Source organism: Pantoea sp. SGAir0418 (genome assembly GCF_043529865.1).
In genome coordinates, this window is record NZ_CP027911.1 from 832,619 (window position 1) to 844,803 (window position 12,185).

Below are 12,185 nucleotides of genomic sequence, written 5' to 3' on the forward strand. Positions count from 1 at the left end.
AATTTTTACCGTCACAAGGTGATTTATGTCTTCGCAACCCAACCAGAGCCTGATTGACGGAATTCGCTGCCTGCAATATCTGGTATCCAGTGACAAAGCGGTCGGCGGCCGTGAACTGGCGCGCCAGATGGGGATGAACAGCACGCGGGTAAACCGTCTGCTGATGACCATGGCGTCCATCGGCCTGACGATTCAGGATGAACACCGGCGTTATCTGCCGGGCCCGGGCATTCATGCGCTGGCGGCGCAGGCCATTCGTGGATCGTCGCTGTTTGCTTCGGCACTGCCGCAGCTGGAGGCGCACGCGCCGCGCGACATCGTGGTGGCGCTTGGCGTGCTGTGGGAGGACCAGGTCATCTACATCTGGCACTCGGAGCCCGGCGAGCGCACCAGTACCAGCCAGGCGCTGGCCGGATTCCGCATGCTGCCAGCGTGGCAGTCGGTGATTGGCGTCGCGCTGCTGGCGGCGGAGAGTGACGAGGTGCTGCGGCCACGCTTCAGTGACGAACAGTGGGCGCAGATTGCGCCACTGCTGGCGCGCAAGCGCACCGGGGATTATCTGGTGTGGCATCGTGAGGACGGCGAAATCAGTATGGCGCAGCCGATCAATAACAATCGTGCGGCGCTGGCCTTCGCCAAAATCTGGCAGGCCGATGAAGCCCAGCTGGCGCAGCGTCTGCAACAGCTGCACGCGCTGGCGAAACGGCTCATCAGCGCGCGCTGACATGGTCAATTTTTCCTACCACAAACAGATAGCTGCAGATGCCAATAGCGGCCAGCACGGCGATAAAAGCCAGCGCCGGCGCGAAGTTGCTGCCGTCAATCAGGGCGCCGATGGCGATCGGCACCACGATCGATGACAGCGCGCCGGTAAAGTTAAATACGCCGCCGGCCAGACCGATCAGATGGCGCGGCGCCAGCGCGGTAACAAACACCCAGGTGATGGTCGCCAGGCCATTACCAAAAAACGCCAGCGACATAAACAGGATGATCAGCCGCGAATCTTCGGTGTAGTTAGCACCAAGGATGAACAGCGTCAGGAACAGGCCGAGGATCACCGGCAGCTTGCGCGCTACGCTGGCTGACACGCCGCGCCGGATCATGCGATCAGAGGCAAAGCCAGCCAGCAGCACACCACAAAACGCCGCGAAGTAGGGCAGCGACGCCACATAGCCGCTCTTGATAAAGTCCATGTGGCGATACTCCACCAGATAGGTAGGAAACCAGGTGAGGAAAAACCAGAAGGTGGCGGAGATGGTGAACTGGCCAATATAGATGCCGACCAGCTTGCGGCTGCGAAACATCTGCGCCAGATCGGCCCAGCGTGCGCGCGGCGGCTGGCTGTCCTGACGATTTTCCAGCAGTGCGCCGTTGTCACGCAGATAGTTAAGTTCAGCCTCTGATACGCCTTTATGCTGGTGCGGCTCGCGATACAGCAGATACCACACCAGCGCCCAAATCATGCCCGCCACGCCGGTAATCAGAAACAGCCCGCGCCAGCCAAACGCAGCCTGCACATGAAACAGCAGCGGCGTCATACAGGCGAGGCCAACAAACTGTGCGGACGAGTAGATGCCAATTGCACTGGCGCGCTCCTGCTCGGGGAACCAGCTGGAAATCACCCGATTGTTAGCCGGCATCACCGGTGCCTCGAAGGCGCCGACGCCGAGGCGCAGACCGAACAGCGCGCCAAAGCTGCTGGCAAAAGCGTGCAGCGCGGTGATTAGCGACCAGGCAAACAGCCCCGCGCCGTATACCAGCCGCGCGCCGAGACGATCGATCAGGAATCCGCCGGGAATCTGCAGCGCCGCATAGATCCAGCCGAACGCCGAGAAGATCAGCCCCATCTCCAGCGGCGTGAAGCGCAGTTCACCGGCCATCTGCGTGGCGGCCACCGACAGGTTGGTGCGATCCATGTAGTTAATGATGATGTTGATAAACACCAGTGCCAGCATCATAAAGCGTGTGCGTCCGGCTCGCACGCTGACCGCGCTTTGGCTAAGTGGCTGTTCTGTCATAATACAACTCTCCCGAGGGGCAGAAGTGTTTCTTTAATAGAAACGCAGGCGGCGCTTTTCAGCGAATCTGTAGCGATAAATTTGCGATCGCGGATACGTTAAACCTGAGCAAAGCCGAACTTTTTGCTAATTTCAAACTCAGACCATCACGCATAGTAATGTGTTTTGGGTTTCGCCATAGTGGCGACCTGCAAATTGAACCCTTCAAGGAGGACTTTCGTGAAACTGAAAGCACTGGCGCTGGCCGCCGTAATGAGCACGGGCGCACTGTCCGGTCTGGTCCAGGCGGGAGAAGTGCCGAACGGACCGCACGTGGTGACATCAGGACAGGCCAGTGTGGATGCCCGTCCGGATATGGCGACGCTCTCCATCGTGGTGAATGTTTCGTCGAAAGACGCGGCGGATGCAAAAAAACAGGCTGACGACCGCGTGGCGCAATATTTTGATTTCCTGCAAAAGAACGGCATCGAGAAGAAAGATATTGATGCGGCTAATCTCAGCACCCAGCCGGAGTATGACTACACCAAAGAGGGCAAGTCGGTGCTGAAAGGCTACCGTGCGGTGCGTCAGGTGGAAGTGACGCTGCGCCAGCTGGATAAGCTGAATGAGCTGCTGGACGGCGCGCTGAAGTCGGGCCTGAATGAGATTCGTTCTGTTGAGCTGGGCGTGGCTAACGCAGACAGCTATAAAGATCAGGCGCGTAAAGCGGCGATTGCCAATGCCACACAGCAGGCGAGCGCCCTGGCGGAAGGCTTCAACGCCAAACTGGGCTCGGTGTACAGCATTCGCTATCACGTGGCTAACTACCAGCCGATGCCGATGGCGCGCATGTACAAAGCGGCCGGTGCCGCAGCGGACACCACCGCGCAGCAGACTTACGAGCAGCAGAGCATCCATTTTGACGATCAGGTGGATGTGGTGTTCGAAATCAAACCGAATACGGCGCAGTAAGTTAGCCTGTAAAATTGTAGCGGCGCGATTCATCGCGCTTTCCAGCAGCAGAACCGCTGTTAAAACGCGCGATGAATCGCGCCGCTACGACTATTGTGCGCTAATCTGAAGGGCGCTAAGCCGCAACTTCATCCTGGCGCAATACGCGGTGGCCGTGGGCAATCAGTGCATCGGTCACGCTGCGCATCAGACGGCTTTCCGGCGCGAAACGGTGCCAGTACAGCATCCGGCGCTGATACAGACCCGGCGTCAAATCAACCAGCTCTCCCTGCGCCAGCTCGCGCTCAATCTGCAGGTGCGGAATCATACAGCACACCGATCCCTGACGCGCCAGCTGCACAAAAGCCTCTGACGAGTTCACGATGTGGCACGGCACGCTGCCCGGCGATAAATCAAAGTTCTGCTGCAAAAAGGCCTGATGCATATCGTCGAGGTGATCAAACGCCACCGCCGGGGCTTTTAGCAGCGCCGAGCGTGTCACGCCATTGGGGAAATAGCGCGCGGCAAACTCCGGCGAGGCGCAGAACAGATAGTCCAGCGCACCCAGCTGATCCACCAGGCAACTTGGCAACGGCTGCGGCTGGATACTCACCGCGCCGACCACTTCACCGCGCCGTAAACGCTCCTGCGTGCGGGTTTCATCTTCCACCTGCAGATTCAGGCGCACCGGCGAGTCGGCCAGCACATCTTTCAGCGCCGGCAGCAGCCAGGTAGCAAGACTGTCGGCGTTCACCGCCAGCGACAGCAGCAGCGGCGTGGTGCCACCGTTATCATCGCCCAGCCACTCCTCTTCCAGCAGCTCCACCTGATGCAGCAGCGCCAGCAATTTTTGTCCCTGCTCGGTCGGGCGCGGCGGCACGGTACGCACCAGCAGCGGCTGACCAAATAAATTTTCCAGCTGTTTAATGCGCTGCGACACCGCAGACTGCGTGATGCACAGCTTCTGGGCGGCACGCTCAAAGCCGCGTTCGCGAATCACAGCATCCAGCGCCTGAAGCGTTCGATAATCCGGGCGTTTCATTGTTGTTCTCTCTCGTTCAGGGTGGAAACTACTATGCCATAAAACGGCGAAGCTGTGCGGCCGACGCGTTTTTGCGGGCTGGCTTCCAAAGGCTTACATCCAACGTCGGTCAGCCGCGCTTTTTGACAGCGCCTTGTTTTATACTACGCGCACTTCGATGTCGCACAGGTTTTAAACATACCATGACCCAGGATGAACTGAAAAAAGCGGTAGGTTGGGCAGCGCTGCAGTACGTGCAGCCAGGCACCATTGTTGGCGTAGGCACCGGTTCAACGGCGGCGCACTTTATTGACGCGCTTGGTACGATCAGGGATCAGATCGAGGGGGCGGTTTCCAGTTCGGAAGCCTCAACCGAAAAGCTCAAATCGCTGGGTATTCCGGTGTTCGATCTCAACAACGTGGATGCGCTGTCGGTGTATGTCGACGGGGCTGATGAGATCAATCCACAGATGCAGATGATCAAGGGCGGCGGCGCAGCGCTGACGCGCGAGAAAATTGTCGCGGCGGTGGCGCAGAAATTTATCTGCATCGCTGATGCGTCCAAACAGGTCGATGTGCTGGGCAACTTCCCGCTTCCGGTGGAGGTGATTCCGATGGCGCGCGCTTATGTGGCGCGGGAGCTGGTGAAGCTGGGCGGCCTGCCGGAGTATCGTCAGCACGTGGTTACGGATAATGGCAACATTATTCTCGACGTACATAATCTGCGCATCCTTGACCCGATTGCGCTGGAAAAAACCATCAATGCGCTGCCGGGCGTCGTCACCGTGGGGCTGTTTGCCGCACGCGGAGCGGATATTGCGCTGATTGGCACGCCGGACGGTGTGAAAACCATCACCAATTGATCTCACCGGCGCGCCGCCAGCGCCGGTTATTTCCATCCGCAAAACATCTTTTCTTGCTGCAGTGAAATTTGGTGACTTATGTCACAAATGATTCATCAACAGCAGGTTCGTACTTTGCGCTCTCGTCATCTCACGATTTTGTGTGGATTTGTGTTGTCTGCACGTGGGCGCGTGCTGGCGTGCAGGCAATCGTTTGTATTGCCGCGCCGGAAAATTTTGATATTTTGACAGAAGGCTACCTTATGGTAGTCCTCGTTGAATTCTGAATAGGGTCGGGAAATGGCAAAGGTATCACTGGAAAAAGACAAGATTAAGTTCCTGCTGGTGGAAGGCGTTCACCAGAGTGCGCTGGATAATCTGCGCGCCGCAGGTTACACCAACATCGAGTTCCACAAAGGCGCACTGGATGCTGAGACGCTGAAGTCCTCCATCCGCGATGCCCACTTCATTGGTATCCGTTCCCGTACCCAACTGACTGAAGAGATCTTCGCGGCAGCTGAAAAGCTGGTGGCGGTGGGCTGCTTCTGTATTGGTACTAACCAGGTTGATCTCAGCGCGGCAGCGAAACGCGGCGTGCCGGTGTTCAACGCCCCGTTCTCCAATACCCGTTCGGTCGCAGAACTGGTGATCGGCGAAATGCTGCTGATGCTGCGCGGCATTCCGGAAGCCAACGCCAAAGCACACCGCGGCATCTGGAATAAAATCGCCACCGGTTCGTACGAAGCGCGTGGTAAGAAGCTGGGTATCATTGGCTACGGCCATATTGGGATGCAGCTCGGCGTGCTGGCGGAAAGCCTCGGCATGCACGTATTTTTCTACGATATCGAAAACAAGCTGCCGCTGGGCAATGCCACCCAGGTGCGCCATCTCTCTGACCTGCTGAACATGAGTGATGTGGTCAGCCTGCACGTGCCGGAAACGCCGTCCACGCAGAACATGATTGGCAGCGAAGAGCTGGCGCTGATGAAGCCCGGCGCGCTGCTGATCAACGCCGCGCGCGGCACCGTGATCGACATCCCGGCGCTGTGTAATGCGCTGGCCAGCAAGCACCTCGCCGGTGCGGCCATCGACGTCTTCCCGGTTGAACCTGCAACCAATAGCGATCCGTTCAACTCGCCGTTGTGCGAATTCGACAACGTAATCCTGACGCCGCACATCGGCGGATCAACGCAGGAAGCGCAGGAGAACATCGGTCTGGAAGTGTCTGGTAAGCTGGCCAAATACTCTGACAACGGCTCGACGCTCTCCGCAGTAAACTTCCCGGAAGTCTCGCTGCCGATGCACGCTGCCAGCGCCAGCCGCCTGCTGCACATCCATGAAAACCGCCCGGGCGTGCTGACCGCCATCAACCAGATCTTTGCCGAGCAGGGCATCAACATTGCCGCTCAGTATCTGCAAACCTCGCCAGTGATGGGTTATGTGGTTATCGATATTGATGCCGAAGAAGATGTGGCCGAGAAAGCGCTGCAACTGATGAAGGCGATTCCAGGCACCATTCGCGCCCGTCTGCTGTACTGACAGTGCAGGGCGCCGCTGGGCGCCCTGTCTTTATCCCGCCAGCGTTTCCCACTGCCACAGCTTTGACGGCGTCAGAATTGCCGGCAATGGCACATCCCAGGCCGCCACCGGCAGCGCATCCACGCGCTGGCAGTCGTGCGCAATACCCAGCGGTAAAAAGCCATGCTGTTGCCAGTGCTGTAGCGTGCGATCGTAAAAACCCCCGCCCATGCCTAAGCGTTGTCCCTGCGCGTCAAACGCCACCAGCGGTACCAGCATCACATCCAGCTGATCGAGTGTCGCCAGCTGCGTAATATCCAGCGGCGGCTCAGGGATGCGCAGCTTGTTAGGTCGCAGCGGGGTTTCTGGCGTGTAACGCAAAAAAAGCAGGTGACCGGGCGCAAACGGGTGCAGCACCGGCAGAAAGACCTGCTTCTTTTGCTGCCACAGTTTGGCAATCAGCGGTCGGGTATTGATTTCGCCATCGACGGAGAGAAACAGCGCGATGCGTTGCGCGCTGGCCAGCGGGGCAAAATTAATGGCATGTTCAGCCAGCAGATCGGCGGCCTCAACCTGTTGCTCAGGCGTAAGATTGCGGCGCAGATGGCGCACATACTGACGAATATCCTGACGGTCGAGAAGAGAGAGTGCTGGCATGATGTCCCCGGCTGATAAGGCTGTTGATAGCCACATTATCACACCGGGAATAACAGGGTGGAACTAAGAGGAGATCTCCGAGATGCCGCCGCAGGCTGTAACCCTTGAACCCTTGGTTCAAGGTGAGTATGCCGTCGTAACCATCAGGCTTCTCGGACGGACCGAGCATGCTCACAGGTTACAGAGCGTCACACTCTGTTGGTATGAAATATCGGCTCAGGGGACTGGCCCGCTTGCAAACATCTCAGAGAAAATTGACTTCACCGTTACTCTAACACGAGTACCATGAAGTGTTATTCGAATTTAGGGCCCTGACGTTCAGTTATGCGACCTTGCTCAACTAATGCCTGCTCAATGGTCTGCTGCAGCATACGGATACGTTGTTCCATATTGGCTGCGTAATCGCGCGTTTTACCTTTCTCTTGTGCCAGCTCGTGGCAAATGTTTAACGCGGCGATGAACACCAGCTGCTCTGTATTTGTGACTCTAGTGCGAACTTTTAAATCTTGCAACCGTTGATTGAGATCCTCTGCGGCCAGATTCAGCGCATCTTGCTGTTCAGGCGGACAATTCACTCTCAATGAACGACCAAAAATCTGAATATCTACCGGTTGTGCAGACATGCCACCATCCTGACTGATTACTTCGTTCGCATCTCCCTTACCTGTCAATGGGTTGGGAGGTGCGCAACTATATAGACCCGCGTGATAAGTTACAACCCCTTTTCTGGAAACCCTGAGGCACCTGGTGGTAGCATAACACGAACTTATTCTGCCAACGACGACCAAAGCTTATGTCTTTACAGAACGCAACACCCACTTACAACGCGCTGGCCGCGGCACTTTCCCAGCAGGGCGTAGGCATGACGCCCGCCGAGATGCACGGACTGCTGTGTGGCATTCTGTGCGGCGGCAATCAGGACAGCAGCTGGAAAACCCTGGTGCACGACCTGACTAACGAGGGCATGGCGTTCTCGCAAAGCCTGTCGCAGCCGCTGCAGGCGCTGCATGAAAACCTGGCCAACACGCTGGATGAAGAGGGTTTCCTGTTCCAGCTAATGCTGCCGGATGAGGAAGACATCACGGTGTTCGATCGTGCTGACGCGCTGGCCGGCTGGGTCAATCACTTCCTGCTGGGCCTGGGCGTGACGCAGCCGAAGCTGGACAAAGTGACCGGTGAGACCGGCGAAGCGATTGACGATCTGCGCACCATTGCGCAACTTGGCTACGATGAAGATGAAGATCAGGAAGAGCTCGAACAGTCGCTGGAAGAGGTGATTGAGTACGTGCGCGTTGCCGCGCTGCTGTGCCATGACACCTTCACCCGGCCACGCACGCCGACCGCACCGGAAGTGCAAAAACCTACGCTACACTAAGCGCGTCATCGTGGGCAGGTCGCTGCCCGTTTTCTACAGGGAGTGCAAATATGATTACACTGGAAACTTTCCGGCAACGTCGTCAGGCGCTGATCGCCCGCATGGCGCCCGGCAGCGCGGCTTTGATTTTTGCTGCACCTGAAGTGACGCGCAGCAACGACACCGAATATCCCTTTCGCCAGAACAGCGACTTCTGGTACTTCACCGGTTTCAACGAGCCGCAGGCGCTGCTGGTATTAATTAAGAGCGATGACAATCATAACCACAGCGTGCTGTTTAACCGCGTACGCGACCTGACGGCCGAGATCTGGTTCGGGCGTCGGCTTGGTCAGGAAGCCGCACCGGCGAAGCTGGGCGTTGACCGCGCGCTGCCGTGGGATGCGATTGACGAGCAGCTGCACCAGCTGCTCAACGGACTCGACGTGGTCTATCACGCACAGGGTGAATACGCGGAAGCGGATACGCTGGTGTTCAGCGCGCTGGAGAAACTGCGCCGCGGTTTCCGGCAAAATCTCAGCGCGCCGGCGACGCTGACCGACTGGCGTCCCTGGGTGCATGAGATGCGCCTGTTTAAAAGCGAAGACGAGATCGCCATTCTGCGCCGCGCAGGAAAAATCAGCGCGCTGGCACATACCCGTGCGATGCAGGCGTGCCGTCCCGGCATGTTTGAGTATCAGCTGGAAGGCGAAATCCATCACGAATTCACCCGCCATGGCGCGCGCTTTCCGTCTTACAACACCATTGTGGGCTCCGGTGAGAACGGCTGCATTTTGCACTACACCGAAAACGAAAGCGAAATGCGCGACGGCGATCTGGTGCTGATTGATGCCGGTTGCGAATTCCATGGCTACGCCGGCGATATCACCCGCACCTTCCCGGTTAACGGTAAATTCAGCCAGCCGCAGCGCGAGATCTACGACATCGTGCTCGCCTCGCTGTATAAGGCGCTGTCGATGTTCCGCCCGGGCATCAGCATCCATGAAGTCAACGACGAAGTGGTGCGCATCATGATCACTGGTCTGGTCGATCTGGGCATTCTGGAAGGCAATATCGATACGCTGTTTGAAGAGCAGGCGCACCGCCCGTTCTTTATGCACGGTCTTAGTCACTGGCTGGGGCTGGACGTGCATGACGTCGGCCACTACGGCACGCCCAGCCGCGACCGCCTGCTTGAACCCGGCATGGTGCTCACCGTTGAACCGGGCCTGTATATCGCGCCGGATGCCAAAGTGCCGGCGCAGTATCGCGGCATCGGTATCCGTATCGAAGACGACATCGTTATCACCGCCGACGGTAATGAAAACCTGACCGACAGCGTGGTAAAAGACGCTGAGGCGATCGAAGCACTGATGGCGGCGGCGCGCGGCGTATGAGTATCCTGATTGCAGGCGGCGGCATGACCGGCGCCACGCTGGCACTGGCGATTTCGCATCTGACGCAGGGCCAGTTGCCGGTGACGCTGATTGAGCGTCACCAGCCGGACAGCCGCGCGCACCCGGGCTTTGACGGGCGCGCCATCGCGCTGGCGGCGGGCACCTGTCAGCAGCTGGCGGAAATTGACCTGTGGCGTTCGCTGGCGGATTGCGCCACGCCCATTACCCACATCCACGTTTCCGATCGCGGGCACAGCGGGTTTGTTCAGCTGCAGGCTGAGGATTATCAGCTGTCGGCGTTGGGCAACGTGGTCGAGCTGTATGACGTGGGACAGCGCCTGTTTAAACGTCTGCGTGAGGCACCCGGCGTGACGCTGTGCTGCCCGGATCACGTGACCTCAGTAACCCGCAGCGCCGATAGCGTGCAGGCGACGCTCAGCAGCGGCGCAACGTTACAGGGCGCGCTGCTGGTGGCCGCTGACGGCGCACGCTCGCCGCTGGCGGCATCCTGCGGCATTCGCTGGCAGCGCGACGACTATCAGCAGCTGGCGGTGATTGCCAACGTCGCGACGCAGGTGCCGCATCAGGGCCGCGCGTTTGAGCGCTTCACGCAGCATGGCCCGCTGGCGCTGCTGCCGATGTCCGGCAACCGTCTGTCGCTGGTGTGGTGTCATCCGGCGGCGGCCGAAGCCACGGTTAAGCAGTGGGACGATGCCACCTTCCTGCATGAATTACAGCGCGCCTTTGGCTGGCGGCTGGGGCGCTTTACTCACGCCGGCCAGCGCGAAATCTATCCGCTGGCGCTGCAGACCGCAGAGCGTCAGGTGACGCACCGGCTGGCGCTGGTCGGCAATGCGGCGCAGACGCTGCATCCGATCGCCGGGCAGGGCTTTAACCTCGGTCTGCGCGATGTGATGTCGCTGGCGGAAACCCTTGCGGCGGCGCATCGTCACCAGCAGGATCCGGGCAGCCACACGGTGTTGCACCATTTTGCTGCGCGCCGCCAGCCGGATCGCGCGGCGACCATTGGCGTCACCGACGGTCTGGTGCGGCTGTTCGCCAACCGTTATGCCCCGCTGGTGGCTGGACGAAATCTTGGGCTGGTGGCAATGGACCACCTGCCATGGCTGCGAAACCCACTTGCCGTGCGCACGCTCGGCTGGGTTAAGCGTTAAGCATGAATTAAGGGGCAGCAATGCAAACATTTGATGTGGCGATTGCCGGTGGCGGCATGGTCGGTCTGGCGGTGGCCTGTGGCTTACAGGGCAGCGGCCTGCGCGTTGCGGTGCTGGAAAAAGCGCCTGAGCCACAATTTGATGCGGCGGCGCCAGCGTCGGTTCGCGTCTCGGCCATCAACGCCGCCAGCGAGCGTCTGCTGCAAAAACTTGATGTCTGGTCCACCATTCTCGCGCTGCGCGCCAGTGCGTATCACGGCATGGAAGTGTGGGATCAGGACAGCTTTGGCTCGATCAGCTTTGATGACGAGCAGCAGGGGCTGTCGCACCTCGGACATATCATTGAAAACGAGGTGATTCACAGTGCGCTGTGGCAGCGCGCCAGCCAGTGTAGCGACGTGACGCTGATTGCGCCGGCTCAGCTGCAGCAGGTGGCGTTTGGCGATAACGAAGCCTTTATTACCCTGCAGGACGGCAGCATGATGAGCGCGCGCCTGCTGATTGCTGCGGACGGGGCAAACTCGTGGCTGCGTGACAAAGCGGATATCCCGATTACTTTCTGGGATTACGAACATCACGCGCTGGTGGCCAACGTACGCACCGATATGCCGCACGATGCCATCGCGCGCCAGGTGTTCCACGGCGACGGCATTCTGGCCTTCCTGCCGATGCAGGATCCGCACCTGAGCTCCATCGTCTGGTCGCTGTCACCGCAGGAAGCGGCGCGACTGCAATCCATGCCGGAAGCGCTGTTTAACCAGCAGCTTTCGGTGGCATTCGATATGCGCCTTGGTCTGTGCCAGGTTGAAAGCGAACGGAAAACCTTCCCGCTGACGGCGCGTTACGCCCGCAATTTTGCTGCGCACCGGCTGGCGCTGGTGGGCGATGCGGCGCATACCATCCATCCGCTGGCCGGGCAGGGGGTTAACCTCGGCTTTATGGATGCCGCCGAGCTAATTGGCGAAATCCGCCGTCTGCATCAGCAGGGCAAAGATATCGGCCAGCATCTCTATTTGCGTCGTTATGAACGCAGCCGCAAGCACAGCGCAGCGCTGATGCTGGCCGGCATGCAGGGTTTCCGTGAGCTGTTTGCCGGCCACCATCCGGCAAAAAAACTGCTGCGCGACGTCGGGCTGAAGCTGGCCGACACGCTGCCTGGCGTGAAGCCGTTACTGCTGAAGCAGGCCATGGGCCTCAACGACCTGCCCGGCTGGATCCGCTAACCCTCCTTATTACGGCACCGTTTCAGGTGCCGTTTTTCCTGCACTGACGTTAC

At 59.0% G+C, this 12,185-nt stretch carries 12 protein-coding genes and 1 other RNA gene; 8 read left to right on the forward strand and 5 right to left on the reverse strand.

Features of this window, described 5'->3' with window-relative positions; translation table 11 throughout:
* The first annotated feature begins 25 nt into the window (after positions 1–25).
* A complete protein-coding gene (locus C1N84_RS03725) occupies positions 26–724 on the forward strand; it encodes an IclR family transcriptional regulator domain-containing protein (protein ID WP_021506653.1) in 699 nt (232 codons plus the stop codon).
* Here C1N84_RS03725 and C1N84_RS03730 read toward each other — a convergent pair.
* Positions 711–2,018 carry an MFS transporter gene (locus C1N84_RS03730; RefSeq protein ID WP_132464545.1) on the reverse strand — a complete coding sequence of 436 codons (1,308 nt, stop codon included), beginning with the start codon at positions 2,016–2,018 and terminating at the stop codon, positions 711–713. The two genes, C1N84_RS03725 and C1N84_RS03730, sit on opposite strands and share 14 nt — an antisense overlap.
* Positions 2,019–2,237: 219 nt before the next feature.
* Between C1N84_RS03730 and C1N84_RS03735 the strand changes: the two genes are divergently transcribed.
* Complete coding sequence (locus tag C1N84_RS03735; RefSeq protein WP_021506655.1) at positions 2,238–2,969, forward strand: oxidative stress defense protein; 732 nt, start codon at positions 2,238–2,240, stop codon at positions 2,967–2,969.
* A 115-nt stretch (positions 2,970–3,084) separates the two neighbouring features.
* On the opposite strand, the gene C1N84_RS03740 is transcribed toward C1N84_RS03735, so the two are convergent.
* Positions 3,085–3,990 (reverse strand): LysR family transcriptional regulator ArgP, encoded by a 906-nt coding sequence (locus C1N84_RS03740; RefSeq protein WP_021506656.1) that lies wholly within the window; start codon positions 3,988–3,990, stop codon positions 3,085–3,087.
* Between the two features lie 182 nt (positions 3,991–4,172).
* Between C1N84_RS03740 and rpiA the strand changes: the two genes are divergently transcribed.
* On the forward strand, positions 4,173–4,832 hold the full coding sequence (gene rpiA, locus C1N84_RS03745) for a ribose-5-phosphate isomerase RpiA (RefSeq protein WP_021506657.1): 660 nt from the start codon (positions 4,173–4,175) through the stop codon (positions 4,830–4,832).
* A gap of 279 nt (positions 4,833–5,111) precedes the next feature.
* Positions 5,112–6,350, forward strand: a complete 1,239-nt coding sequence (gene serA / locus C1N84_RS03750) for a phosphoglycerate dehydrogenase (protein ID WP_058757100.1) — start codon at positions 5,112–5,114, stop codon at positions 6,348–6,350.
* 30 nt (positions 6,351–6,380) lie between these two features.
* Here the strand turns inward: serA and C1N84_RS03755 are convergent, their stop codons facing one another.
* The 3 genes from C1N84_RS03755 to zapA all read right to left on the reverse strand — a co-directional run bounded on the left by C1N84_RS03755 (position 6,381) and on the right by zapA (position 7,609).
* Entirely contained in the window at positions 6,381–6,986 is a 606-nt protein-coding gene (locus C1N84_RS03755; RefSeq protein ID WP_141496345.1) for a 5-formyltetrahydrofolate cyclo-ligase, read from the reverse strand.
* 70 nt (positions 6,987–7,056) lie between these two features.
* Positions 7,057–7,240, reverse strand: a non-coding RNA gene (ssrS, locus tag C1N84_RS03760) — 6S RNA.
* 39 nt (positions 7,241–7,279) lie between these two features.
* Positions 7,280–7,609: a cell division protein ZapA gene (gene zapA, locus C1N84_RS03765; RefSeq protein ID WP_021506660.1), complete on the reverse strand. Its 330-nt coding sequence runs from the start codon at positions 7,607–7,609 to the stop codon at positions 7,280–7,282.
* Positions 7,610–7,779: 170 nt separating this feature from the next.
* On the opposite strand from zapA, the gene C1N84_RS03770 reads away from it, so the two are divergent.
* The 4 genes from C1N84_RS03770 to ubiI are packed head-to-tail and all read left to right on the forward strand — an operon-like array spanning position 7,780 to position 12,132.
* Positions 7,780–8,361 carry a YecA/YgfB family protein gene (locus C1N84_RS03770; protein ID WP_058757098.1) on the forward strand — a complete coding sequence of 194 codons (582 nt, stop codon included), beginning with the start codon at positions 7,780–7,782 and terminating at the stop codon, positions 8,359–8,361.
* 50 nt (positions 8,362–8,411) lie between these two features.
* Positions 8,412–9,734: a Xaa-Pro aminopeptidase gene (gene pepP, locus C1N84_RS03775; protein WP_081316061.1), complete on the forward strand. Its 1,323-nt coding sequence runs from the start codon at positions 8,412–8,414 to the stop codon at positions 9,732–9,734.
* Complete coding sequence (gene ubiH, locus C1N84_RS03780; RefSeq protein WP_264442026.1) at positions 9,731–10,909, forward strand: 2-octaprenyl-6-methoxyphenyl hydroxylase; 1,179 nt, start codon at positions 9,731–9,733, stop codon at positions 10,907–10,909. Before pepP ends, ubiH begins: the two co-directional genes overlap by 4 nt.
* 20 nt (positions 10,910–10,929) lie before the next feature.
* Positions 10,930–12,132, forward strand: coding sequence for an FAD-dependent 2-octaprenylphenol hydroxylase (gene ubiI / locus C1N84_RS03785; protein WP_141496343.1), 1,203 nt, complete (start codon positions 10,930–10,932; stop codon positions 12,130–12,132).
* Positions 12,133–12,185 lie beyond the last annotated feature (53 nt).

Excerpts from the sequence above, each read along its gene's own strand:
- C1N84_RS03725 (WP_021506653.1), top strand. The coding sequence starts at position 26 with ATGTCTTCGCAACCCAACCAGAGCCTGATTGACGGAATTCGCTGCCTG.
- C1N84_RS03730 (WP_132464545.1), bottom strand. The coding sequence starts at position 2,018 with ATGACAGAACAGCCACTTAGCCAAAGCGCGGTCAGCGTGCGAGCCGGA.
- C1N84_RS03740 (WP_021506656.1), bottom strand. The coding sequence starts at position 3,990 with ATGAAACGCCCGGATTATCGAACGCTTCAGGCGCTGGATGCTGTGATT.
- rpiA (WP_021506657.1), top strand. The coding sequence starts at position 4,173 with ATGACCCAGGATGAACTGAAAAAAGCGGTAGGTTGGGCAGCGCTGCAG.
- serA (WP_058757100.1), top strand. The coding sequence starts at position 5,112 with ATGGCAAAGGTATCACTGGAAAAAGACAAGATTAAGTTCCTGCTGGTG.
- C1N84_RS03755 (WP_141496345.1), bottom strand. The coding sequence starts at position 6,986 with ATGCCAGCACTCTCTCTTCTCGACCGTCAGGATATTCGTCAGTATGTG.
- zapA (WP_021506660.1), bottom strand. The coding sequence starts at position 7,609 with ATGTCTGCACAACCGGTAGATATTCAGATTTTTGGTCGTTCATTGAGA.
- C1N84_RS03770 (WP_058757098.1), top strand. The coding sequence starts at position 7,780 with ATGTCTTTACAGAACGCAACACCCACTTACAACGCGCTGGCCGCGGCA.
- pepP (WP_081316061.1), top strand. The coding sequence starts at position 8,412 with ATGATTACACTGGAAACTTTCCGGCAACGTCGTCAGGCGCTGATCGCC.
- ubiH (WP_264442026.1), top strand. The coding sequence starts at position 9,731 with ATGAGTATCCTGATTGCAGGCGGCGGCATGACCGGCGCCACGCTGGCA.
- ubiI (WP_141496343.1), top strand. The coding sequence starts at position 10,930 with ATGCAAACATTTGATGTGGCGATTGCCGGTGGCGGCATGGTCGGTCTG.